Genomic DNA, 24,136 nt, shown 5'->3' on the forward strand with positions numbered 1-24,136 from the left:
CGGGCTGAGCCGGCAGCAAAGGTGCCAGCGCAGCCCACTCATCATTGCTCAGATCACCACGTGCCATACCGATTCAACGACCGTCATCCATGATCGCCACTCATGATCCGCGAGACAGAACCTAGGCCCGGCCCCGCTGGCATGATTCGTCCAGCGAGGGGGCGACTGTGGGCCGAGCCAGATCTCGACGACGCCGACGTTTTCGTCGAGGTGAAGACGGCCCGTTTCCTCGGTGCACTGGGCCTGCCGCCGATCGTGGACCTCCCGCGCTAGCCGGCTCCGGCGACCAGCGGGACGAGGCCTAGGCGGCCGGGGCGGAAGCGGGACGGGAGCGGGAAGCGGTGGAGAGGCGAGGCTCGGCCAGGACTGCGGCGACGGCCAGGACGGTCAACGCCGCCCCCGCCAACGCCGGGGCTCGGGCGCCCGCGCCGGCCAGTAAGGCGCTGCCCAGCAGCGCGCCGCCGGTGATGCCGACGTTGAAAGCCGTGGACGTGCCCGCGGAGGCCATGTCGGTGCTGCCGGGGGCTACCTCGAGGACTCGGGCGCCGAGGATGGCCGCCATGCTGGACAGGGCGAAGCCGGCCACCGCCGTAGTGACCACGGCCGTGATCTGCTCGGTGCCGAAGGCGAACTGGGCGCCCAGCGCCACGACCTGCAGCGCCGTGGCGGCGAGCAGGCTCTGCCAGCCCCACCGGCCGACGACCAGGCCGGCCACCACCACGCCGGCCAACCCGGCCAGCCCGCGCAGCAGCAGGATCGGCCCGAGCGCGGACGGATCGAACCCGCTGACCCGGGTGAGGAACGGGTCGATGTAGGTGAACGCGGCGAACGCCCCGGCGACGGCGAGCGCGCTGGCCACCACCAGCATGCGATAGCGACCCGCGTCGGGCGCCGTGCCACGGTCGGCGTCGCTCTCGCCGCGCGGCGTCTCGGGCACCAGCAGCATCACGACGAGCAGGACGGCCACACCGAGCAGGGCCAGCGCCAGGAACGGCACCCGCCAGTTGGACTGCTGGCCCACCCAGGTGCCGAGAGGGACCCCGACCAGCGGCGCGGTCGAGCTGCCGGCGAACACCATGGACAGAGCCCGGCCGCGCAGATGTCGCGGGAACAGCCCGGCCGCGGCCGGCGTGACCACGGCCCAGAACACCGACTGGCTCACCGCGATGGCGATGCGCGCGGCCAGCAGCGACGGATAGCCGGCGGCCAGGGCGGACAGCGCGGTCGACACGACGAAGACGGCGAGCAGCACGACCAGCAGGCGGCGGCGCGGCCACGACGCGGTCAGCCGGGTCAGCGGCAAGGTCGCCACCACGACCACGAAGCCGTACGCCGTCACCAGCAGGCCGACCGAGGACTCGCTGACACCGAGATCGCCGGCCATCGAGGCGAGCAGACCGATCGGCAGCGTCTCGACCGTGACGAAGAGGAAGGCGCCGAGCGACAGCGCCGCCAAGGCGACCGATGCACGCACGCGACTCAATTCCATGGGTACGACGCTATCGATGAGGTACGACAGAAATCCCCGTTCGTATGATCAGCATCGAGTGTGATCGCCCTTACGATGCCCGTCGTGTCGAATAGGTTCGTTCGCGCCACGCTGTCGGCCGCCCTCGTCGCGGGGTCGACCGCGTTCGCCCTGAGCGCCGCCGCACCGGCCCACGCCGTCGACCTCTCGATCGCCCTGCCACTCACATCGTTCGGCGACATCGTCGTCAACGACAGCGACCAGCGCATCTACGTCAGCGACCCGACGGCCGGCAAGCTCTACACCCTCGATTTCGCCGGCGTCGTCAAGAACACCAGCACGAACCTCCCCGGCATCAACGCGCTGCTCGTCAACGACGATCTCGTCTACGCCGCCGTGCCGGACAAGAAGTCGGTCGACGTCTTCAATGCGCTCGGCAACCGGATCAACAGCTTCACCGCCACGGCCGACGTCCGCCCCACCTCGGTGGCCGTGGCGGGCGGCCGGGTCTGGTTCGGCGAGGCGGACGGCGGGATCGGCCGGGTCGACCCCAACAGCGAAGACGCCGACGACCTGATCCCCGACGTCGTCACCGTCGGCGCGGCCCCGCTGCTCACCGGCGCGGGAACCCTGCTGGCGGCCTCCGCGGCGGGCTCGGTCACCGTCGTCGACGCCGCGACCACCACCCCGGTTCCGGTCGCGGCGGCCGAGGTCGGCCCGGGCACGGTGCAGGATCTGGCGTTCACCGGAAGCGGCGGCAACCTGCTGGCCGCGGGCACCGGGGGCCTGGCCCGAGCGGTCAAGCCACAGGATCTCAGCACGATCCGGGACTACACCGCTGCGGCTGAGAACAATGCGGTTTCCGTACGTACGGACGGGGTCCTCGCTGTTGGATCGGACCGCTCCGTCGCCGTCTTCTCGGCCGGAGCGAGCGCCGCGACCAAGCAGTTCACCCTCAAGGGCACAGGCGCTCTGCAGCCGGGCGGCCTGGCGTGGCAGTCCGGCGGTCCTCGCCTCTTCGGCGTCTCCCACAATGACGACGGCTACGCCCTGCAGATCTTCGGTGACCCCTCCTCGCTCGTCACCGGCATCACGCTGACCGCCCCGGCCAAGCTCGAACTCGGCGGGACAGCCACGATCGCCGGCACGTTCGCCTCGCCCATTCCCGAGGGCCAGCAGCTGGTCATCACCCGCAAGGACGCCACCGGCAGCCGGCGCGTCGGCCCGACCACCGTGCCGGTCGGCGGCAAGTTCTCGATCGCCGACAAGCCCACCCGCAGCGGATCAGTCACCTACACCGTCACGTTCGCCGGCGGCAACGACTTCGCCCCGGCCTCGGCCACCAGGACGTTCGCGGTCGGCACCACCCGCGCGACGACCCTCACCCTCGACCGCAACGGCAGTTCTTTCCCGTACGGGTCCACAGTCACCCTGACCGCAAAGCTCGGGTCCACCTACACCAACAAGGTGGTGGAGATCTGGGCCGACCCGTTCGGTGGTGACCAGGCGAATCGGCTGGTCCGTAAGGCGACGGTGAACAGCAAGGGCCTGATGACGGCGTCCTTCAAGGTCACCCGGAACACCACGTTCTCGGCGATCTTCCGGGGTGACACGTTCACCACCGCCCGTACGGTGAAGTCGACTGTCTCGACGAAGGCCAGCGTCTCGACCACCATCGGCAAGCACTACAAGATCGCCAAGATCGGGTCGGTGTCGTACTACCACGTGCGGCGCACGGTACATCCGGAGTTCACCACCCGGATCCCGAGCTATCCGGGCCGGCTGGCCTATCTCACGCTCGAGGTCTACAACGGCCGGGAGTGGAAGCTGTGGCAGGCCGGCTACTTCGCGCTGACCAGCGGCCGGGTGGTCACCAAGCTGCAGGGCACGCACACGGCCGGCGTGAAATACCGGATCCGGGCGGCCTACCAGTACGGCAAGTCGGGCGACACGCTCAACGCCAGCAACTGGGGCACCTACCAGCACTTCACCTTCACGAAGTAGCCGCCCGGCTCCGGGCCATCGACTCGACCCCGTTCATCAGCAGCTCGACCCCGAACGCGTAGTAGCGCTCGAGGTCGGGCTCCTGCGCGTACGCGGCCCCGATCTGCACCGTCATCGGGAACTGGCTGACCGGCAGGCACTCGAGCTCGATCCGCTTCTGGCGCCGCCACTCGGCGATCTCGCCCTCGCCCATCTGGCTGGGTGACTCGAGCTGGGCGTGGACCAGGCCGATCACGCCGTGCAGCAGATAGCTGCCGACCCAGTAGCCCTCGAGCGGGCTGAATCCGGCCTGGCTGAGCAGGACCAGTGCGTCTTCCGTGGCGCGGGCGAAGCTGCTGGCGCGCGCTTTGTCCGACTGGTGGAGCAGGTCGGGCAGGATCGGATGCCGCCGCATGACGTCGACCAGCGTCACGACCATCGCGCGCAGCTGCACCTGCCACGAATCGGTGGCGTCGCGATCGGCCCGCACCTCGGTCAGCGCGTGGTCGACCACGCCCATGAACAGCTCTTCCTTGTTCTTGAAGTGCCAGTACAGCGCCATCGGGGTGACCCCGAGCTCGGTCGCGAGCCGCCGGATCGTCACCGCCTCGAGGCCGTGCTCGTCACCCAGGCGCAACGCCGTCTCGGCCACCGTCGCCTTGCTCAGTCTTTCCGCCGCCACTTGACAACCATACAACGTACAGGTCTCATGTACGAGGTACATGTACGTTGTACAAGGACGTTGTATAGGAGTTCTCGATGGGTCAAAACCGCAGGTGGTGGGCGCTCGTAGCGGTAGCGCTGGGCACGTTCATGACCTACCTCGACAACAACGTGGTCAACGTGGCCCTCCCCTCGATCCAGCGCGATCTGCAGCTGAGCATCGAGGGCCTGGAGTGGATCGCCAGCTCGTACATCCTGGTGTTCGCGGGCCTGCTGCTGGCCGGCGGCCGCATCGCCGACGTGCTCGGCCAGCGCGGCGCCTTCTTCGGTGGGCTCGCCGTCTTCACCCTGGCCTCGGTGGCGGCCGGCCTGGCCCAGAACCAGGAGATGCTGATCGGCGCCCGAGCCGTCCAGGGTGTGGGCGCGGCCCTGCTCACTCCCGCGTCGCTGGCCCTGCTGACGACGCTGTTCCCGGTCGCCCGCGAACGCGCCACCGCCATCGGCATCTGGGGCGGAGTCGGCGCTCTGGCGCTGGCCTTCGGTCCGCTGACCGGCGGCTGGCTCAGCGAACACGCCTCGTGGGGCTGGATCTTCCTGATCAACGCGCCGATCGGCGTCGCCACCGCGGTCATCGGGGCGCTGAGCATCCCGGCCAGCGCGCGCGGCACCAGCCGGGGCCTCGACCTGCCCGGTCTCGCCGCGTCGTCGATCGCGCTCTTCGCGCTGACCTACTCGCTGATCGAGGGCGAATCACAGGGCTGGACGAGCGGCAGCATCCTGGCCGGTTTCGCCGTCGCGGCGGCCGGGGCGATCGCCTTCGTGCTGATCGAGCGCCGGTCGGCCAACCCGATGATGGACCTGGGCTTCTTCCGGATGCGCGTCTTCAGCGGCGGCCTGCTGGCGATGGGCCTGTGGGCGTTCGGCGTGTTCGGCATCTACTTCTACACGGCCATCTACATGCAGAACGTGCTGGGCTTCACCCCGACCGGGGCGGGCGCCGCGTTCGTGCCGATGGCCCTGGTGATGGCCGTGATGGCGACCCTCGCACCGCGTCTCGAGGCCCGTTTCGGAGCCGGCCGTACGGTGGCGGCCGCGCTCGCACTGATGGCGGTGTCGGTCGCAGGCATCTCGTCGTTCGGCGAGGGAACGACCTATCTGGACCTGCTGCCCTGGTTCCTGGTGTACGGCGTCGGCGGCGGCCTGCTCGTACCACTGAACAACGTGGTGGTCGGAGCCCTGCCGGCCGAGCGCGCCGGGATCGCCTCGGGCATGCTCAACGTCTCGCGCGAGGTGTTCGGCCTGCTCGGCATCACCATCCTGGGTGCGATCCTGACCAACCGCTCCAACGCGGCCACCGGCTCCGAACTGCACAAATACCTGGAGGGCTACCAGTTCTCGCTGGTCGTGGCGGCCATCCTGGTCGGCGTCGGCGTGCCGGTCAGCTTGTGGGCGTTGCGCTCGGTGCGCCCAGCCGAGCCCGCCACCCAGGACGAGAAGCCCGTCCTCGAGCCGGCCTGATCACCGACCGGCCGGAGCTCGACCCGCTGTCCGGGTCGGGCTCCGCTGTTTCAGAGGTCGAACTCGCCGGCCTTGACCGCTTCGACGAAGGCGGTCCACTCGGCGGGCGTAAAGGTCAGCGTGCCGCCGTCCCGGTCCTTAGTGTCACGGACGGGCACGACGCCGGGCAAATTGGTGGCGACTTCGACGCAGTTACCGCCGTTGCCGCCGGATCGAGTGCTCTTGCGCCAGATGGCGCCGTCAAGGTCGCGAGTCATCGTGACCACTCCTCCACTCTCTGTTCGATGAGCCGCCTGGACTCGGCCTCATCGAGAGCAACCCTATCGGCCAGGTCGAGCCATATAGCCTCGTAGGCCGCCACCTCGGACGCCTTGTCCAAGTAGAGCGCACCGGTGGGTAGTTCGACGTAGACCGTGGTCGGTTCCGGATCTCGAGCCGGACTCTCCCGGGGGAAATCCAGGATCACGAACGGTCCGGCATAGGCCTTGTGCGACCCCGCCGACAGGGGCGCAATCCGAATCGCAACGTTGGGCCGCTCGGCCAGCGTCAGCAGCGCCGTCAACTGATCCACCATCGTCACCCGGTCGAATCCGCGAAGGAGCGCGGCCTCGGAAAGAATGACGTCCAGCATGGGCGACCTCGGCGCTGACCGGGTCAGGATTCGCTGCCGCTGCATCCTGACTCTCGATTGCTGTTCGATCTGATCGCCGGTGGGGGTCGTGACACTCTGCCCGAGAATCGCCCGAGCATAGGGCAAGGATTGCAGAAGTCCCGGAATGATTTCCGCCTCGTATTGCCGCACTCGATGAGCCGCGGCCTCCATTCCGAGGAATAGCTGGAACCACTCCGGGATCTCCGAGTAGGCGTGCCACCAGCCGCGACTCCTCGTCTCGCGGGACAACGCCTTCAGCGATTCCGTCAGTTCAGCATCCGCGCCGTAGATCCGGCACATCACGTCGACATCGTTCGGGTGGATCGGCACCTGGCCGGTCTCATAACGCCACAGGCGAGGCTTGCTCCATTCCAGAGCCGCAATCGCCTGCACCACGGTCAAGGGAACAGCCTCACGCAGCTCCCGAAGTTTCCGGCCCAGCTGCCTCCTGGGCACAGTGGATCCGCCGTTGTCGGCATTCACCGCGTAACCCCCTTTCGGCCCGCCGCGTAACCACGTGGCGCCTCGGCGCGTAACCCATGTCGGCCGAACGTATCTAGTTGACCCCGTTCTACCGCGCAACCGTTGCGCTGGGAAGGCGCCCGCAGCAGCATTCGTCGTAGCGGGCTGTCCGCTTCCCGATACTCCGCGTCCCGTCAGGTCGCCTGGATCGACCGGGCGGGGCGCGGGTCATCCGTCAGGAGCCACCGATGGCGATCATCGAGAGCACCGAACTCCCGGCCGGCGTGACCCTCGTGCGTAGCGCGCTCGGCGGATACGCCGTGTACGTGCGGGGCGACTTCGCCGGGTGGATCCACCAGAACGGGCCGGAGCGATGGAACACCTACCGGCGGGCCGAGCCGCCGCGGCCGGGTGAGTTTCTTGGAGTGTTCCGCCGGGCCGATGCCGTCGAGCGGATCGCCCGGGCTACCGCCGGCTGAGGAATACGATCTAGGCGTGACGCGAACGCCGCGGTTGGAGATTGAGTACTGCACGCAGTGCCGGTGGCTGCTGCGGGCCGCGTGGACGGCTCAGGAACTGCTCACCACGTTTCAGAAAGAGCTCGGCGAAGTGGCTCTCGCCCCGGGCACGGGTGGGGTGTTCGAGATCAGGCTCGACGGCGAGTTGCTCTGGTCGCGCAAGGAGCAGGGTGGCTTTCCCGAGCTGCCGGAACTGAAGCGCCTGGTCCGCGACCGCATCGCGCCCGGCCGCTCGCTGGGCCACACCGACCGGGCCGGCTCAGCAAGCGAACAGAGCGAATAGCGCCATCCGATCGCGCCGGCTCAGCGAGCGAAGAGAACAGCCAGGTCGCGCTCGGCGAACAACCTGTGGTTCCATTCCTCGTTCAGGACGATCGACAGGCATCTCCGTACGGGGAAAGCCTTCGCCGGCGGCCACCCCGGCCCCTCGACCGGCGTGGTGTCAGCGGCCAGCGACTCGTCGGTCAGCGAGTCGACGACCTGACGCACCGTGGCCATCCGGCCGTGACGCAGCGCGAGCACCTCGTCGAGTGATGGCCGAGCGTTACGGTCGCGCGGTACTCCGGGGGTGTCCGGCATCCCGTCCCAGGGCAGGCTCAGCGCGTCCCACGGGGACGGGTCGCCCAGGATCGCCCGCCGCACCCAGCAGTCGGTCACGAACACCATGTGCCGCAGCGTCTCGATGAACGACCACTCGTCGGCGACCGATTCGTGCAGCTGGGCGGGCGGCAGTGCGCGGGCCCGGTCAACCGTGGAGGACCAGAGCCGCTCGACGATGTCACACGCCTCGCGGAAGCCGGCCGGATCGGATGGGCGCATCTTGACCCGGTCGGGGTCGCGGCGGTCGAGCTCGGCCTCGATCAACGGCGCCACGTCGACGCCGTTGATCACCACGTTCCGCAGGTCGCCGCTGATGTCGGCGTCCCACAGCTCGACACCGCGCATCGTCACCCGGCCCAGCGAGGTGTCGCGGAACACCGAGCCCTCGAGGTCGACGTAGCTGAACCGCGAGTCCCGCATGTCCTGCTGATCGAAGTCCATGCGGGCACACTAGTCCCGGTTGCGGACATCAGTCGTCCGGTACACCGACCCGGTGGCGGCCGATCGGGACGATCATCGGGGTGTTCGAGATCGGGTCGTTGACGAGTTGGCAGCGCATGCCGAAGACGTCCTCGATGACCTCGGCCGAGAGCACGTCGTTGGGGTTCCCGGCCGTCACCACCGAACCGTCCTTCATCACGACCAGGTGATCGGCGTACCGGAAAGCCAGATTCAGCTCGTGCAGCACGATCACCACGGTCGTGCCCTCGGCCTCGTTGAGGTCGGTCAGCAGGTCGAGCACCTCGACCTGGTGGCTGATGTCCAGATAGGTCGTCGGCTCGTCGAGCAGCAGGATCCCGGTGCGCTGGGCCAGCGCCATCGCGATCCACACCCGTTGCCGCTGACCACCGGACAGTTCGTCCACCGGCCGGGCCGCGAAGTCGATCGTGCCGGTGGCGGTCAGCGCCGCGGTCACGGCGTCGTCGTCATCGCCGCTCCACCGCCGGAACCAGCCCTGGTGCACGTGCCGGCCCCGGCTGACCAGATCGCTGACCGTGATGCCGTCGGGGGCGATCGGGCCCTGCGGCAGGATGCCGAGTTCGAGCGCGACCTCGCGGCTGGGCGTCGAGTGGATCGACTTGCCGTCCAGCAGCACCGCCCCGCTCGAGGCGGGCAGGAGCCGGGCCAGGCCGCGCAGGAAGGTCGACTTCCCGCAGCCGTTGGGGCCCACGATGATGGTGACCTTGCCGGTCGGCAGGTGCATGTTCAGGTCACGGACGATGGTCCGCTCGCCGTATCCCAGCGAAAGCCGGTCGGCCTCCAGATTCAGGGGCACGTCATCCTCCTCGGCCGGAGCGGTTGGCCGTGGCGAGCAGCCACAGCAGGTAGGGGGCACCGATGACGCCGGTGACGACGCCGACCGGGAACTGACGGGAACCGAGCAGGTGCGAACCGATGAAGTCGGACACGAGCACCAGCATCGAGCCGACCAGGGCGGCCTGGATCAGCACGGGACGTCCGCCGCCGACCAGCCGGGCGGCGATCGGGCCGGACATGAAGGCGACGAAGGCGATCGGACCGGCCGCGGCGGTGGCCATACCGGTCAGGCACACGGCCACGATGAGCAGCGCGAACCGGCTGCGTTGCACGTGGACGCCGAACGCCGTGGCCAGGTCGTCGCCGAGCTGCATGCCGGTCAGCGTGCGGCCCAGGATCATGGCCAGCGGCACCAGGATCAGCACGGCGACGGCCAGCGGGATGATCTGGTCCCACGTGCGGCCGTTGACGCTGCCGGTCAGCCAGATCATCGCCTCGGCCGCGATCTTGACGTCGGACCGGGTCAGGATGAACGAGGTGATGCTGGTCAGCACCGTGCCGATGCCGATGCCGACCAGGATGAAGCGGTAGCCGCCGACGCCCTTGCGCCACGAGAGCGCATAGATCGTGAGGGCGGTCAGCACCGCGCCGATCAGGCCGGCCGCCGAGACGATGCCGCCGTCGAGACCCAGCACCATCGACGTCAGGATCCCGGCGGTGGTCGCGCCCTGGCTCACGCCGATCACGTCGGGGCTGGCCAGCGGGTTGCGCAGCAGCTGCTGGAAGATCGCCCCGGCCAGGCCGAAGGCGAGTCCGGCCAGCGCCGCGACCGAGGCCCGGGGCAGGCGCAGGTCGTGCATGACGTAGTCGACGCCGGCCGGGGTGGGCAGCCCGAACAGCGACCGGACCACGTCGGGCAGCGAGATCTGGAAGTCGCCGTAGGACAGGGTGAGGGCGAACAGCGCGATCACCACGACGAACAGGACCACTGCGACCGTACGGGCCCGGGCTGTCTCGCGGCGCCGGGTCGTGGTGACCACTCCCGCGCTCACAGCTCGGCCAGTTTCTCGCGACGGGCCATGGCCACGAAGATCGGCGCACCGATGATCGCGGTGACGATGCCGACCTGGACCTCGCCCGGGCGGGCGACGATCCGGCCGATCACGTCGGCGACGAGCAGCAGCAGTGGTGCCAGCAGCATCGAGTAGGGCAGCAACCAGCGGTGGTCGGGGCCGGTGATGGCCCGGGCGATGTGCGGGATGACCAGGCCGATGAAGACCAGCGGACCGGCCATCGAGGTGGCCGCGCCGCAGAGCAGCACCACCGCGCCGGCCGCGATCAAGCGGGCCACGATCACGTTCTGCCCGAACGAGGTGGCCACGTCGTCGCCGAGGGCGAGCGCGTTGAGGGCCCGCGCCGAGTAGAAGGCGAGCGCCGCCCCGGCGACCAGGAACGGCAGGCCCTGGAGGGCGATGTCGATGCCCCGGCCGGCCAGCGAGCCGACCTGCCAGAAGCGGAACTGGTCGTACGCGTCGACGTCGACGATCAGCACGGCGGTGGTGAACGAGATCAGGGCAGCCGTGACCGCTGCGCCCGCCAGGGCGAGCTTGACCGGTGTGGCACCACCGCGGCCGATCGAGCCGATCGTGTAGACGAGAACCGAGGTGACGGCGGCGCCGAGGAAGCCGAACCAGACGTAGCCGGTCAGGCTGGTGATGCCGAAGAAGCTGATCGCGATCACGATGAACAGCCCGGCGCCGGCGTTGACGCCGAGGATGCCCGGGTCGGCCAGCGGATTGCGGGTGACGCCCTGGATCACGGCGCCGGCCAGGCCGAACGCGGCCCCGGCGAGCAGGCCGACGATCGTACGGGGAAGGCGGGACTCGGTGACGATCAGCGAGTCGGTCGAATTCGGATCCGGGTTCGCCAGGGCGTGCAGCACGGTTCCGAACGAGATGTCGCGGGCCCCGATGGCGAGGCTCAGCAGCGCAGCTCCGGCGAGGGCCGCCGCGATCACCACCAGTCCGGTGGCGAGCACAGCGGCCCTGCGGTGACGGACGTCCGACACCGGTCGTCAGCCGACGGCGGTGGCCAGCAGCGGGGTGACCTTGTCCACGGCGAAGGACAGGCCGGCGACGGACGAGCTCGAGAACGCGTTCGAGATGTCCTTGTCGTCCATGTAGGCCACGTGCCCGGCCTTGACCGAGGGCACGGCCTGGAAGATCTTGTCGGCCTTAGCCTGGGCCAGCGTCGCCTGGATGAGGAACACCACGGTGACGTCAGCGTCGGCCAGGTCGAGCTGCTCGTTCGAGAGCGGGATGTAGAAGGAGTCCTTCTTCAGCGCCTCGATGGCCGGAGCGTTCTTGAAGCCCAGCTTGGTCAGGAAGTCGACCCGGCCGTCGCCGGTGACGTAGCCGCCCCAGCCGTCGCCGGTCTTGGCGACCGCGGCGACCGTCTTGTCCTTGAAGTTCGGGTTGGCCGCGGCGGCCGCGGTGAACTTCGCGTCCAGGTCGGTCTTCAGCTTGGCCGCCTCGGTCGTCTTGCCGAGCGCCTTGCCGATCATGTCGAGCTGGTCCTCCCACGACGTCAGGTACATCTCGCTGCCCTTGGGCGGCTCGATGACCGGGACGCCGAGGGCGGCAAGCTGGTCGTGGCGGGCCTTCTCGGCGCTCGACCGGGTGTCCAGGATCAGGTCGGGCTTGAGGGCCGCCACCTTCTCCATGTCGATCTCCAGCGTCCCCAGGATCTCCGGCTTCGTCGTGTACTTGCCGGCGTTCCACGGGCCCTGGCCGTCGCCGCCGAAGGCCAGCCAGTCGGCCGCCCCGACGGGCTGCACGCCGAGCGACAGCGCGACGTCGGCGTCGCTCCAACCCAGAGCGACGACGCGCTCGGGCTGCTTGCTGACCGTCACGTCACCGAAGGCGGTGGCGATGGTGACCGGGAAGGCCGAGCCGGCGGCCGACGACGAATCGGGGGCGGCGCCGCTGTCCTCCGTGCCGGTCGTCGAGCAGCCCGACAGGGCGACCACGGCGCTCAGGATAGCGACCGGCAGCAGCCGGCCGGCGCGGGAAAACGGAAGTCGCATGAAGGCTCCATGATCTTAAAAGGTGAGCCTAACCTAACGACCAACACCATATCCGCAAGTCAGAGCTGTGCAGGTCACAATTCCTACTCCTTCGTGCCCGCCGCCCGGACCGGAGGCACCCGCAGCAGGCGACCGACCGGCAAGATGGTCGTGACCAGGGCCAGCACGGTCGCTCCACCTAGCACGATCACCCCGCCCAGCGGCGGGACGTAGGGCAGGAACGTGCCGGTCAGCGCGTGCACGACGGCCACCAGCGTCAGCCCGGCGATCGCGGCGCCGAGGGTCAGGGCCACCCCGAGCAGACCGACCTGTTCGGCGTTGACCATCCGCCGCACCTGACGCCGGGTGACCCCGGCCAGCCGCAGCAGGGCCAGCTCGCGGCCGCGGGCCAGGGCCGCCATCACCATCGTGTTGCCGGCGGCCAGGGCGGCGTAGGCCACCATCACGGTGATCAGCAGCTTGTTGAGCCAGGCGGTGACGGCCAGGTCCCGGCTCAGCTGTCCAGTGAGTTCCTTGGCCGTACGGACCTGGCCGAACCCGGACAGGTCGGCCGAGCCGCGCACCAGGATCTCGTCGTACGGGCCGCCCTTCGAGGCCATCACGACGTCGCCGAAGCCCAGCCCCCGGTCGTAGATCGCGACCACCTCCGGCTGCACGGGGGTGCCGTCGGCCAGCCACATGTCGGCTTTGTCGCCCAGCTTCCACCCCGAGGACGACGCTTGCAGGGACGACACCGCGATGCCACCGTCGGCCAGACCGTCCAGCCTCCCCGAGACAACGCCCAGGTCCATCGTGGACGCGAGTTGGGCGGGCTCGACGGCACGGGCCACGACCGGCTCGGCGCCGTCAAAGATCCGGACGATCACCGACGTACGGCGGACGCCCGTCACCGCCTCGACCCCCGGGGTACGCCGCACCTCGTCGGCTTGCCCTCGGAAACCCACGAGAACCTGGTCGGCCAGCATGCCGTCGCGGCTCTGGGTGACGGTCTGGCGCACCAGATTGTCCTGCAGGAACCACACCGAACCGCCGAACCCGACCGACAACACGAGCGCGGTCAGCACCGCCGACATCCCCCGCGCGTTGGCCCGCAGGTTGGCCACCGCGAGTTCCCCCGAGAAACCCCATCCCGTACGAAGAACAGGCGCCACGATCCGCGCCGCGAACCCGTTGATCCACGGCGCCAGCAACGCCACCGCCAGCACGAACAGGTAGAGCATGCCGATCGCCCCGGCCAGCGCCGCGGTGCCCGACAGTGCCGCCGCGAAGAACAGCGACCCACCCGCCCCGGCCAGCATGACCAGTCCGAAGGCGAGCCGGACCCGTCCGCCGCGGGCCGGTTCGACCGCGATCTCGCCCAGCGCCTCGGCCGGCCGGATCCGGGCCACCCGGCGCGCGGCGATCCGGGCCGCCAGCACGGCGATCAGCATCGTGATGATCGTGGCGAAGACGGCGGCGATCACCGGGTTCACGATCGGGAAGCCGGCCGGGAGGAAGCCGCGGGCCACCAGCTCGTCGTGCGTCCAGGCGGTCGACCACATCCCGGCCGGGATGCCGATCGCGGCCGAGGCCAGTCCCACGATCGCCGCTTCGGCCACGACCAGGCTGCGCACCTGACGCGGGGTGGCGGCCACCGCGCGCAGCAGGGCCAGGTCGCGGCGGCGGTGCCGGACGGACAGGCCGACCGTGCCGGCCACCACGAAGACGATCAGCATGATCACGTAGCCACCGAACGCGCCGCCCGCCTCGAGCAGCAGCGACCGGGCCTCGGTCGAGGCGGACGATGCGGCCCAGCCCCGGTCCTTCCCCGTGTACGCCTCGACGCCCGCCGCGCGCGCAAGATTTTCGACGGCCGCCACGGACGCCGGCGACCCGCGAAGCGCGATGGCCTGCGGTGTCTCCTCCAGGACGACGACGCCCGGCAGAGCGCGGATCTTCTCGGCCAGCCCGGCGGGCACCTTGCCCTCGGGCAACGGGACCGACGACGTGGTGACCGAACCGTCGAACTCCTTGGTGGACACCGTGAGGGTCCGGTGAGCGACGACCACGTCGGCCGCCGCGAACGGGCCGGGCCCGGGCTGGAACCGCAGCCCCGACTCGACGAACACGGACAGGGTCATCAGGATCATCACGCCGCCGGCCAGGGCGACCAGGGTGGCGACGGAGGTGCCGGGGCGCTGCCGCAGCAGTCGCAGAGCCAGCTTGATCATCGGGTGGCCAGCATTTCGGCGATCTTGTCCGCGCCGACCTGGGGCAGGTCCCGGACGATCCGGCCGTCGGCCAGCACGAGCACGCGGTCGGCGTAGGAGGCGGCGACCGGGTCGTGGGTCACCATCACCACCGTCTGCCCGAACTCGTCGACCATCGACCGCAGCAGGCTCAGCACCTCACCCGCGGTCACGGTGTCGAGCGCGCCGGTCGGTTCGTCGGCGAACACCACGTCGGGGCGTACGGCCAAAGCTCTGGCTATTGCCACCCGTTGCTGCTGGCCGCCGGACAACTGGGCCGGGCGGTGGGACAGCCGGGCGGTCAGGCCGACGCGTTCGATCACGCCGGCCAGCCAGCGCGGGTCGGGCCGCTCACCGGAGAGGCGCGCGGGCAGCAGGATGTTCTCCTCGACGGTGAGCGCGCCGATCAGGTTGAACGCCTGGAACACGAAGCCGATCCGGTCCCGCCGCAGCTCGGTCAGCCTGGTCTCGGAGAGCTTCGAGATCTCGGTGTCGCCGATCCAGACCCGCCCGCCGGTGGGACGGTCGAGGCCGGCCGCGGTCTGCAGCAGGGTGCTCTTGCCGGAGCCGGACGGGCCCATCACCGCGGTGAACGTGCCGCGGGCGAACGCGGCGTCCACCCCGGCCAGGGCCGCGACTGTCTGCCCGTCGGTGGCGTACGTCCGGGTGAGTCCTTCGACCCGGACCGCGACCATGTCGTTCATGACTGCGCCTCTCGTGTGTCTTGGCTGACACGAGAAACGCTATTTTTTACAGTGGTCAAGATCGATGCAGTGGGCACGCCTCTTGGCGGTACAGCAGGCTATACCTCGAGGTAGCGCAGCACGGCGGTCACGCGACGGTCGGCCCGGTCGTCGGGCGCGAGGTCGAGCTTGGCGAAGATGCTGCGGATGTGTTTGTGCACCGCCCCCTCGGTCACCACCAGCTTTTCGGCGATGGCCGCGTTGCCCAGCCCCTCGGCCATGAGCGCCAGCACGTCCCGTTCGCGCGGGCTGAGCCGTTCGAGAGCGCTGTCCGAGCGGTTGCGGGTCAGCAGCAGCCCGACCACCTCGGGGTCGATCGCCGTGCCACCCTCGGCCACCCGGTGCAGCGCCTCCAGGAACTGCTCGACCCGGCCCACCCGCTCCTTCAGCAGATAGCCGAGCCCGGCCGCGCCCCCGGCCAGCAGATCATTGGCAAAGGCCTTTTCCACGTACGCCGACAGGACCAGAACGGCCAGCCCCGGCAACCGTTTCCGCGCCTCGACCGCGGCCACGATGCCCTCGTCGGTGTGCGTCGGCGGCATCCGCACGTCGACGATCGCCACCTCGGGCCGGTGCTCGTCGACGGCGGCCAGGAACGTGCCCGGCCCGTCGGCGGTCGCGACCACGTCGAGGCCCTCGGCCCGCAGCAGCAGCGCCAGCCCCTCCCGCAGCAGCGCGTCGTCCTCGGCGATCACGATCCGCACGGCAGCTCCACTCGCAACGTCGTCGGCCCACCGGCCGGGCTGTTCAGGACCAGGTTCCCGTCGTACGCCTCCACGCGCCGCCGGATCCCGCTCAGCCCCGATCCGCCGCTCTCGTCGGCGCCGCCGTGGCCGTTGTCGGTGATCTCGAGCCGCAGGTGCCGGTCCGTCTTGGTCACCGTCACCGCGGCCCGCGTCGCCCCGCTGTGCTTGGTGACGTTGGTGAGCGCCTCGGCCACCACGAAGTAGGCGGTCGCCTCGACCGAGGCCGCGCACCGCCCCGGCAGGTCGACCTCGAGCCGGGTCGGCACACCGCAGTCCGCGGCCAGCCCGGCGAGCGCGCCGTCGAGCCCACGCCCGTCGAGCACCGGCGGGAGGATGCCACGCACGACCGTCCGCAGCTCGGCCAGCGCCTGCTCGGCCGCGTCCTGGGCCCGGTCGAGCATCTCCCCCGCCGCGGCCGGATCGCGAGCCACCGCCCGGCGGGCCGCACCGAGCAGCACACTGACCGCGACCAGCCGGTTCTGCGCGCCGTCGTGCAGCGAACGCTCGATCCGGCGTAGCTCGACGGCGTGCGCGTCCAGGGCGGCGGCCCGGGTCGCGGTCAGCTCGGCGATCCGCAACGCCTGGTCGGTGCCGGGCGGCGGGGACAGCAGCGTGCGCCCGAACCAGGCCTGGGCCCGGGCCATCGGCGCCACTAAAAAGAACGTGGCAACTATCCAGCCGAGCCCGTAGAGGGCGACCAGCAGCGCGTCGGTCCGGCTGTTGACGCTCCAGAAAACCAGACCCGGTGCCGCGTCGGGGCCGACCAGATGCCACCACAACGGGTAGGTCAGATCCTGCAAGGCGGAGAGCGGGATGGTCAGGCCGAACGCGCCCAGTGCGAACCCGACGGTCGCGTGCTCGACGACCCAGAGCAGCTCGCGCCGGTCCAGCCGCTCGGAGACCGGACCCAGAATCTCGGAGCCGTGCCGGGACAGGCGGGCCCGCTCACGGTCGGCTACGGCGCGGACGGTGCTGCGGGCGTACGGGAAAAGCAGGAAACCCAGACCGACGGGCATCAGCGCGACCACGATGACCAGCCAGAACAGCGCACCGAGGGCGAGAAACGAGGTGCCGAGGCCACCGGCGAGCCGCTTCAGAGCCTCGACGGTCGCGTGCAGGCGGCGCCGCATGCCGGTCAGACTAGTACCCGGGCCGGCGCGGGGGTGCGTGCCGCCCAGATCGCCGCATTCAGCACAGCCCAGGCCACGCCGAGCAGCAATGCCGCGATCGTCTCGCTCAGATTGCTCCAGCCCAGATAGACCCACGAGCCCGCGCACATGATCACCGCGGCCGCGGCCAGGACGCCCACGGTCACCCGCTGTGGCCAGGTCAGGCGCCGGGTCAACAGCCACACCAGCAGCCCGGCCACCGCGGCCAACTGGGCCGTTTGCACCGAGGCCAGATCGGCCAGCGCGGGCGCGGCCTCGGCCAAGGGCAGCGGACCGTCGTATTCGGCGGCAGACGGGAAGAACACGCCGGGCGGCCCCTCCCACGACGGCGGCGCGACCACGGCCAGCACCAGCGCGAGCACGAGCGTGGGGGTCAAGGGCGCCACGCTGTCGAGCAGCCCGGTGCGACGCCACCAGGCATGACCCAGCACGACCACAGCGGTCACGCCCAGCACGACCTCGGGGCTGACCGAGGTGGCCAGGTCGAGGGCGAAGCGGTAGCCGTCGGAGGTCCATTGACCGCGGGCCCAGCCGGCGACCGCCTCGTCGGCCGCGGACAGGCCGCTCAGCTTGACGATCAGCGGGATCGCGACGATCAGCACGACCGCCACCAGCACCAACGCGCCCAGGCTGAGCACGAACCGGGTGCCGGGCAGGCCCCACGGACGCCGGCCGCCCAGCCACCGACCGACCAGCACCAGCGCGACCAGCAGGACGGTGAGCACGGCCAGGGCGCCGCCGGCCCGGCCCGCGCGGGCGGCCAGCACGTCATAGGAGGCGCCGGCCAGATAGCTGCCGACAACCAGCCACAACGACCAGCCGACCGCGGCCGGGGTGTGCCCGATCGCGAACCGGCGGTACGGCACGCCGTTCATGCCGGCCAAGCGCGGCACGAGCGTCCGGGCGCCGGCCACCCACTGTCCGAAGAAGACGGCCCGGCCGCCGTGCCGCTCGAAGATCCGCTCGGCCCGCTGCCAGTGCCGGTCCTTGACCCAGCGGGTGGGCCGGGGCCCGCGCCGCCGCCCGGCGAAGTAGCCGCCGGTGCCGCCGAGCAGCGCCGCCGCCACCCCGACGAGCGCGGCCGGGACGATGCCCACCACCCCCTCGTTGGCGAGCAGACCCAGCGCGACCAGCGCAGTCGCCGACGGCAGCACGAGCCCGGCCAGGAACGCGCCCTCGGCCGCGACCAGCGCCGCCACCACCGCGAGGGCCAGGCCGGCGGGCAGGCTGTCGAGGAAGGGCACGTCCGCAGACTAGGAACGCGTACACCCGAGGCGGATCGGTGGAAATCCCCTAAGCTCGGCCGGGAACTTTTGCACGCCGACGAGCGACTGACTCGACCACGACTCTCGAACCGGCCCCGACCCCGAAGGACCCTCGACCATGAGCAAGCCCCTGACCCGCCTCCTCGTGGCGCTGGCCGCCCTGCTCGCGGTGCTGCTGCCGGGTGCGCCGGCGTTCGCCCACAACGCGCTGGCCGAGGCGACTCCGGCCAAGGGCGCGACGGTGAAGAAGGCGCCGACCAGCGTGAAGCTGCGGTTCCTGCAGAAGCTGAACCCGGACTACACGACGATCACGGTCAGCGGTTCTTCCGGCAAGGTCGACGCCTCCGATCCCGAGGTGGACGGCAAGACCGGTTCGGTCACGTTCGACGCGCTGCCCAACGGGGCTTACACGGTCGCCTACCGGGTGGTCTCCGAAGACGGGCACACCGTGCAGGGCTCCTACAAGTTCACCGTCGCCGATCCGGCCGCTTCTTCTTCGGAAAGCACTGAACCCACTCCCGCGCCGGACGAGTCGCTGGTCGCGGTCGACCCGCCGGCTACCAGCGCTACCGCGTCGGCCCCGGCCGCCGACCTGGCCTCCTCGTCCGGAGACGACGGCGGCTCGGGCAACTCCGCTCTGTGGATCACGCTGGCCGTCATCGTCGTGGGCCTGTTGGGCCTCGGCGGTTTCCTCTTCGCGCGTCACCGTCGGGCCGGATAAGCGGTTACGCGGTTACGCTCCATCGATGGAGGCATTGGGCGTCGCGGTTGTCGGTTTCGGCTGGATGGGTCGGGTGCACGCGCAGGCCTACGCCCGGGTTCCCCACCATTTTCCCGACATTCTTCCCGTACGCCTCGTGTCCGTCGCCGACGACGTCCCCGGCCGAGCCGAAGCGGCCGCCCAGCGGTACGGATTCGGCGAGTCGACGCCCGACTGGCGTTCGCTGGTCGGCGACCCCCGGGTCGGCGCCGTCAGCATCACCGCCCCCAACTTCCTGCACCGCGAGATGGGCAGCGCCTTCGCCGCGGCCGGTCAGCACATCTGGATCGAGAAGCCGGTCGGCCTGACCGCCGACGACGCCCGCGCGATCGTCGGTGATGTGCAGGTCGCGGTCGGGTTCAACTATCGCAACGCGCCCGCCGTGGAAAAGGCCCGCGAGCTGATCGCGGCGGGCGGGATCGGCTCCGTCACGCACGCCCGGTTCCGCTTCCTGAGCGACTACGCGGCCCACCCCGACGGCGCGTTGAGCTGGCGCTTCGAACGGGCCCGGGGCGGCAACGGCGTGCTCGGCGATCTCGGCGCCCACGGCGTCGACCTGATCCGCTACCTGCTCGGCGAGATCGACTCCCTGGTCGCCGACACCGCCACCTTCATCCCGGAGAGACCGCGCCCGACCGCCGCCACGGCCGGGCACGAACGGGGCAGCGGCGAGCCGGGTCCCGTCGAAAATGACGATTACTTCGGCAGCCTGCTGCGGATGGCCTCGGGTGCTCGGGTGATGCTCGACTGCAGCCGCGTCGCCGTGGGCGAGCAGAACAGCTACGGGTTCGAGATCCACGGCACCCGGGGCGCGCTCTTCTGGGATTTTCGACGGATGGGCGAACTGGGTGTGAGCACCGGCTCGTCTTATCAGGACGAACCGGTGCGCACCCTCTTCGCCGGCCCCCTCGACGGAGACTTCGGGGCGTTCCAGCCGGGGGCCGGAATTCCCATGGGTTACGACGACCTCAAGGTCATCGAGGCCGCACGCTTCTTGCGGTCGGTGAGCGAGCTGACGCCGTACGGCGCAAATCTGGTCGACGCCATCCGCGCGGCCTCGGTGTTGGATGCGATGGAGCAGTCGGTGGTCACCGGGGGCTGGGTCACGCCGAGCCGGTAGCCGGTTCGACCACCTTTCCGACCCGCAGCGGCATCACGAAGGCGCCGCGCTCCGGCCCCGAACCGACCACCGACACGCAGACCAGATCGTCGTTGGCGATCGCCCCGGCGAAGAGGTCGTCGTGCAGCATCTTGGCCGTGCTCGCGCTGACCAGGTTGCCGAAGGCGCGCGCATTGGTCGGCGCCTTGCCCGGGGGCAGGTCGGCCAGCTTGGCGAACGTCTGCACCAGGGCCGGGCTGGCCTGGTGGGTGTAGATCCGGCGGACCTTGTCGACGTAGCCGGGCAGGGCCGCGTCGAGCGCCGCGTGGTTGAGCATCATCCCGTGCGTGTAGTAGCGCTTGACCTGCGGACCGTTCATCCCGTAGCAGGCGAGTTCGGCCGCGTCCGGGGTCCCGTACGGGTGGGACGAGCCCCCGCCGAAGTGGTGGATCAGCGGATCGGTGAAGCCGGGCTCCTCGCCGAACGACTGCGAGTCACGCGAGTAGAGCACAAAACCGTCGTCGTTCGTCCGGGAAAGGACCAGCGCCGCAGCGCCGTCCGAGAAGATGCCGGCCGACGCCCACAGGCTCTTGCCGAGCGGGTGCTTGTCGTTCTGCAGATAGATCGGGTTGACGCCGCCGCGCAGGTCACCGGTGATCCGGCTGGGCGCGTTGTAGGTGATCACGAGCGCGTTCCGCGAGCTCATCCGGGCCGCCAGAGCCGCCGCCCGGGCCAGCCCGGCACACCCGGCCCCGATCTGGATCGGCACCACCTCGTCCGGCAGTTGCAGCTCGCGGGCCAGCCGGAACGCGTCCTGGTCGAGCATGACCTCGTACGGCGAGCAGGTGACCACGATCAGCGCGTCGATGTCGCGCGGTTCGAGGTCGGCCGACAGCAGCGCGTCCCGCCCGATCTGAGCGATCCGTCCCAGGTCGGCGAAGGTCCACGGGTCCCAGCTCTTGCCCTCGATGCCGAGGATCCGCTCGACCAGTTCGCCGGTCATCACGCCGCCGCTGCGCGCCGGGATGCGCGCCGCTTCGGCCCATTCGTCTATGGAAATCACGCGCCCGATGAGCGTTCCGAGCCCCGTGATCGCATAGGGCAACGGGCGGGCACTGTCGACAGTCATGAGTTCGGAGTCTGGCGAGCACCGGTCGGCCGATACACCAGGGAGATCCCCAGTTCTTACCCTTTGGGGGTGTCAAGCGATCTTGAGGCGGACCGGCTGGCCGCCTCCGGCGATCCCCGCCAGGTGTTCCAGGCTTTTCTCGTGCTGACCCGCAACAACGGCGCCGCCGACCTGCGGCCGCTGGTGGAAAGGATGTCCGGCTTCGCCGAGCAGGAGCCTTTTCTGCATGAGGTTGTCACCGGTGTCACGCTGTCCCGGATCGGCTCGCCCGACGCGGCCGCGCACCTGGAACGGGCGCTTGAGTTGTTCGACACACTCGGCCTGCACGAAGACCCGCTGTATCTGGAGTGTGCGATCTTCGTGACGCTCACGCTGATCCGGCCGCACGAGGTGCGCGAGAAGTTCCTGCGCCACGTCGTGCCGCTGGACGACCCGGTGAGCCACGCCCGTCTGCTGGCCATGATCGGCCTGGCCGACGCGTGGGGCGGCAATCTCGTACGCGGGCAGGCCGTGATGACCGAGGCCCGCGAACTCGCCGCCCGGGCCGGCCGCCGCGACGTGCAGGCCGAGGTGACGTCGTGGCTGATCAAATGCGAGGCGCTGCGCGGTGACCTGGAGTCGTCGTCCCGGCACCTGGCCGAGGCCCGCGAACTGGCCGGCCGCAACGGCTCGGAGTGGGTGGCCGGGCACATCCTCGAGGGTTCGGCGGCGCTGCACTTCGCGCTGGGCGACACCGAGGCGTGGGCGGCGATGCTCGAACTGCTGGTCGCGAACGGGCGGGGCGTCGACTCCGGGCTCGTCTTCGAGTTCCGCTGGGAGCTGGCGACGCATCACGCGCTGGCCGGGGACGTTTCGCGGGCGGCGGGACTGCTCGACGGCGTACCGGAAGCGCCTGTGCATCTGCCTGGTGGCCCGGCCATGGCGGCCTGGCGGGCGTGGATCCTCAACCCGCTGGACGAGGCTTCGTCGTCGGCGTTCGAGGCGGCGCTGCCGTTGCTGACCCGGCCGCCCGAGCGTCTGCCGCGGGCGCGGATGTCCTGGTTGCTGGGCGTGGCGCATGCGCGGGCGGGCCGGCGGGCCAACGCCGTACGGCTGATGGAAGGGTCTTGTGCCGGCTACGCGGCGATCGGCGCGGCCGGCATGGTTTCCCTGGTCATGGCCGATTTGCGGGCGCTGTCCGTTTCGGATGGCCGCCCGCCGGGTCTGACTGGCGCGGAACGGCGGGTCGCGGTTGCCGTGGCCGACGGGCTCAGCAACAAGGAGGCGGCCGAGCAGCTGTTCGTCTCGGTCAAGACGGTCGAGTTCCACCTGGGGAACATCTTCCGCAAACTGGACGTCCGCAACCGGACCGAACTGGCCGGACGCCGCTCGACCTTCGACTAGAGGTTCCCCCGGAACCACTCCACAGCCAGCCGGTCGACCTCACGGGCGTGCGGGGTCTGCGGCGCGGCCTCGGTCCCCGGTTCCTCGGCCAGGGCATGACCCATTTCCCGTACGACGTGATGGTCGACAGTCGCACCCCGCCGGCCAAGCTCGGCGACTGCCTTCTCCACCGGCTCGATGATCGCGTCGGCCATATCGTCGGCGCCGGTGATATAGCGGATCGCCGTCCGTTCGAGCTCCCCGGCCCGGGCCACGAAGTCCATCCGCTCGGCGACCTCGTCCGCCGCTTCCTCCCACTGGTAAGGCGTGCCGAAGCTGGCCGAGATCCCGTCGATCGCCGCCCGCAGCTGCACCAGCGGGTTGACCAGCACGGCCGCCTTGACGTCGTGGGTAGACGCCACGAGCTGGGCCGCCGCGCCGCCGAGCGAGCCACCGAGCACACCGAGCGGCACCCCGTCCGCGATGCCCAGCCGCGAGCGGATTTCCCCGTACGCCTCGGGGAACTCCGCAAGCGCACCGAACGCGATCGGCTCGTACACCTTGAGCACGGCGTCCTCGGCCAGCAACGGCCACAGGTCCTGCCCCCGAGCGCCGCTCATCGGCAGGCCGAGATAGATCCGCCAGGCGTCCAGCCCATCGAGAGGCAGCGCGGCCGCAAGTGCAACCTCGGTGCGCGGCGAGTCCAACAGGTGGTAGCCGATCACCACTGGCGCATCGGGCCGGGCACCGCCGACGGGTTCCTTCACCACGTACGGGACATCCATGCCTCCAGGGGTATCACGAACACATGGCGGAGACCCTCATGACCGGCGGACGCGTGTCGCGTGGCCTTCGTTTCACCCGCGACGTCGCCGGCCGGGCTGCTTCCCACGGCCGGAGAACTACCTGGTAGGCGGCACCGCAGCCGGCGCTCCGCTCACCGGCTGAAGCGGCGGGCCAGTTCGGCCAGGCGGGACTTCTGCACCGAGCTCGCCTGCTTGACCACGAACCCCCGCAGCAGCGCCGGCGACCGAGTCTCGATCGTCTCGGTCAGGGTCGTCGTCCCGTCGGCGGTCGGGGCCAGGTCGACAACCGACTTCAACCGGACCGCACCCGGGCTGACGACGTCGCTGACCACCCGCGCGTCCGGAACCTCGCCGGTGAGCGTCACCCGAATCATGTTGTCCCAGTGGAACGGACCCAGCTTGAACCGCTCGACCGCCACGTACGCGGTGCTCCGGCCGTCGTCGGCGGCTCGCACGTCGCGCACGCCCACGATGAGCGGCGACAGTCCGATGTAACTCTGCGGATCGAGCAGATGGGCATAGATCACCGCAGGCTCAGCGGCGATGCGGACGGTGTCGCTGAACCGGTCGATCGACATAGCCCAAGATCGTAGGTCCCGCACAAATCACAACCCGCCCACCCA

The 24,136-nt window shown here is 70.2% G+C and carries 24 protein-coding genes; 7 read left to right on the forward strand and 17 right to left on the reverse strand.

The genetic code is table 11. The features are described 5' to 3' along the window. Positions 1-301: 301 nt before the first annotated feature. Positions 302-1,489: an MFS transporter gene (locus KOI35_RS28055; RefSeq protein WP_246613907.1), complete on the reverse strand. Its 1,188-nt coding sequence runs from the start codon at positions 1,487-1,489 to the stop codon at positions 302-304. Positions 1,490-1,573: 84 nt separating this feature from the next. Here KOI35_RS28055 and KOI35_RS28060 point away from each other — a divergent pair, with 84 nt between their 5' ends. Then, positions 1,574-3,472: an NHL repeat-containing protein gene (locus KOI35_RS28060; protein ID WP_215791646.1), complete on the forward strand. Its 1,899-nt coding sequence runs from the start codon at positions 1,574-1,576 to the stop codon at positions 3,470-3,472. Here KOI35_RS28060 and KOI35_RS28065 read toward each other — a convergent pair. After that, a complete protein-coding gene (locus tag KOI35_RS28065) occupies positions 3,462-4,133 on the reverse strand; it encodes a TetR/AcrR family transcriptional regulator (protein ID WP_308121177.1) in 672 nt (223 codons plus the stop codon). The genes KOI35_RS28060 and KOI35_RS28065 overlap by 11 nt on opposite strands. A gap of 77 nt (positions 4,134-4,210) precedes the next feature. Between KOI35_RS28065 and KOI35_RS28070 the strand changes: the two genes are divergently transcribed. Beyond that, positions 4,211-5,632 carry an MFS transporter gene (locus tag KOI35_RS28070; protein ID WP_215791648.1) on the forward strand — a complete coding sequence of 474 codons (1,422 nt, stop codon included), beginning with the start codon at positions 4,211-4,213 and terminating at the stop codon, positions 5,630-5,632. A 50-nt stretch (positions 5,633-5,682) separates the two neighbouring features. Here the strand turns inward: KOI35_RS28070 and KOI35_RS28075 are convergent, their stop codons facing one another. After that, positions 5,683-5,889, reverse strand: coding sequence for a DUF397 domain-containing protein (locus tag KOI35_RS28075; protein WP_215791649.1), 207 nt, complete (start codon positions 5,887-5,889; stop codon positions 5,683-5,685). Next, a complete protein-coding gene (locus tag KOI35_RS28080; RefSeq protein ID WP_215792009.1) occupies positions 5,886-6,725 on the reverse strand; it encodes a helix-turn-helix domain-containing protein in 840 nt (279 codons plus the stop codon). The genes KOI35_RS28075 and KOI35_RS28080 overlap by 4 nt, the downstream gene beginning before the upstream one ends. A gap of 269 nt (positions 6,726-6,994) precedes the next feature. Here KOI35_RS28080 and KOI35_RS28085 point away from each other — a divergent pair, with 269 nt between their 5' ends. Together KOI35_RS28085 and KOI35_RS28090 are read left to right on the forward strand one after the other, a co-directional pair. After that, on the forward strand, positions 6,995-7,225 hold the full coding sequence (locus KOI35_RS28085) for a hypothetical protein (protein WP_215791650.1): 231 nt from the start codon (positions 6,995-6,997) through the stop codon (positions 7,223-7,225). Between the two features lie 16 nt (positions 7,226-7,241). After that, complete coding sequence (locus KOI35_RS28090; RefSeq protein WP_308121179.1) at positions 7,242-7,547, forward strand: Rdx family protein; 306 nt, start codon at positions 7,242-7,244, stop codon at positions 7,545-7,547. Positions 7,548-7,567: 20 nt separating this feature from the next. Here KOI35_RS28090 and KOI35_RS28095 read toward each other — a convergent pair whose 3' ends face one another. The 10 genes from KOI35_RS28095 to KOI35_RS28140 form a co-directional block, all read right to left on the reverse strand. Continuing rightward, positions 7,568-8,305: a DinB family protein gene (locus KOI35_RS28095; protein ID WP_246613909.1), complete on the reverse strand. Its 738-nt coding sequence runs from the start codon at positions 8,303-8,305 to the stop codon at positions 7,568-7,570. 28 nt (positions 8,306-8,333) lie between these two features. Then, a complete protein-coding gene (locus KOI35_RS28100) occupies positions 8,334-9,140 on the reverse strand; it encodes an ABC transporter ATP-binding protein (RefSeq protein WP_438870626.1) in 807 nt (268 codons plus the stop codon). Between the two features lies 1 nt (position 9,141). After that, positions 9,142-10,173: a FecCD family ABC transporter permease gene (locus KOI35_RS28105; RefSeq protein ID WP_215791652.1), complete on the reverse strand. Its 1,032-nt coding sequence runs from the start codon at positions 10,171-10,173 to the stop codon at positions 9,142-9,144. After that, positions 10,170-11,189, reverse strand: a complete 1,020-nt coding sequence (locus KOI35_RS28110) for a FecCD family ABC transporter permease (RefSeq protein ID WP_308121180.1) — start codon at positions 11,187-11,189, stop codon at positions 10,170-10,172. Before KOI35_RS28110 ends, KOI35_RS28105 begins: the two co-directional genes overlap by 4 nt. A gap of 6 nt (positions 11,190-11,195) precedes the next feature. Further along, entirely contained in the window at positions 11,196-12,206 is a 1,011-nt protein-coding gene (locus KOI35_RS28115) for an iron-siderophore ABC transporter substrate-binding protein (protein WP_215791653.1), read from the reverse strand. 83 nt (positions 12,207-12,289) lie between these two features. Next, complete coding sequence (locus KOI35_RS28120; RefSeq protein ID WP_215791654.1) at positions 12,290-14,416, reverse strand: FtsX-like permease family protein; 2,127 nt, start codon at positions 14,414-14,416, stop codon at positions 12,290-12,292. After that, entirely contained in the window at positions 14,413-15,129 is a 717-nt protein-coding gene (locus KOI35_RS28125; protein ID WP_215792013.1) for an ABC transporter ATP-binding protein, read from the reverse strand. The genes KOI35_RS28120 and KOI35_RS28125 overlap by 4 nt, the downstream gene beginning before the upstream one ends. A 107-nt stretch (positions 15,130-15,236) precedes the next feature. Then, positions 15,237-15,881, reverse strand: coding sequence for a response regulator transcription factor (locus KOI35_RS28130; protein ID WP_215791655.1), 645 nt, complete (start codon positions 15,879-15,881; stop codon positions 15,237-15,239). Next, positions 15,869-17,053, reverse strand: coding sequence for a sensor histidine kinase (locus KOI35_RS28135; protein WP_215791656.1), 1,185 nt, complete (start codon positions 17,051-17,053; stop codon positions 15,869-15,871). Before KOI35_RS28135 ends, KOI35_RS28130 begins: the two co-directional genes overlap by 13 nt. 5 nt (positions 17,054-17,058) lie before the next feature. Next, positions 17,059-18,336, reverse strand: a complete 1,278-nt coding sequence (locus KOI35_RS28140; RefSeq protein WP_215791657.1) for a DedA family protein — start codon at positions 18,334-18,336, stop codon at positions 17,059-17,061. Positions 18,337-18,475: 139 nt separating this feature from the next. On the opposite strand from KOI35_RS28140, the gene KOI35_RS28145 reads away from it, so the two are divergent. Together KOI35_RS28145 and KOI35_RS28150 are read left to right on the forward strand one after the other, a co-directional pair. Then, positions 18,476-19,078 carry a copper resistance CopC family protein gene (locus KOI35_RS28145; RefSeq protein WP_215791658.1) on the forward strand — a complete coding sequence of 201 codons (603 nt, stop codon included), beginning with the start codon at positions 18,476-18,478 and terminating at the stop codon, positions 19,076-19,078. Positions 19,079-19,103: 25 nt separating this feature from the next. Further along, entirely contained in the window at positions 19,104-20,237 is a 1,134-nt protein-coding gene (locus tag KOI35_RS28150) for a Gfo/Idh/MocA family protein (protein ID WP_215791659.1), read from the forward strand. Here the strand turns inward: KOI35_RS28150 and KOI35_RS28155 are convergent. Beyond that, positions 20,221-21,345, reverse strand: coding sequence for a 3-oxoacyl-[acyl-carrier-protein] synthase III C-terminal domain-containing protein (locus KOI35_RS28155; protein ID WP_215791660.1), 1,125 nt, complete (start codon positions 21,343-21,345; stop codon positions 20,221-20,223). The genes KOI35_RS28150 and KOI35_RS28155 overlap by 17 nt on opposite strands. A gap of 69 nt (positions 21,346-21,414) precedes the next feature. Here KOI35_RS28155 and KOI35_RS49045 point away from each other — a divergent pair, with 69 nt between their 5' ends. Further along, entirely contained in the window at positions 21,415-22,728 is a 1,314-nt protein-coding gene (locus KOI35_RS49045; RefSeq protein ID WP_215791661.1) for a helix-turn-helix transcriptional regulator, read from the forward strand. Here the strand turns inward: KOI35_RS49045 and KOI35_RS28165 are convergent. Continuing rightward, entirely contained in the window at positions 22,725-23,492 is a 768-nt protein-coding gene (locus KOI35_RS28165) for a hypothetical protein (protein ID WP_215791662.1), read from the reverse strand. The two genes, KOI35_RS49045 and KOI35_RS28165, sit on opposite strands and share 4 nt — an antisense overlap. A 152-nt stretch (positions 23,493-23,644) precedes the next feature. Further along, on the reverse strand, positions 23,645-24,091 hold the full coding sequence (locus KOI35_RS28170) for an SRPBCC family protein (RefSeq protein ID WP_215791663.1): 447 nt from the start codon (positions 24,089-24,091) through the stop codon (positions 23,645-23,647). Between the last annotated feature and the right edge of the window lie 45 nt (positions 24,092-24,136).

It is taken from the genome of Paractinoplanes bogorensis (genome assembly GCF_018829635.1).
Taxonomy (GTDB): domain Bacteria; phylum Actinomycetota; class Actinomycetes; order Mycobacteriales; family Micromonosporaceae; genus Actinoplanes; species Actinoplanes bogorensis.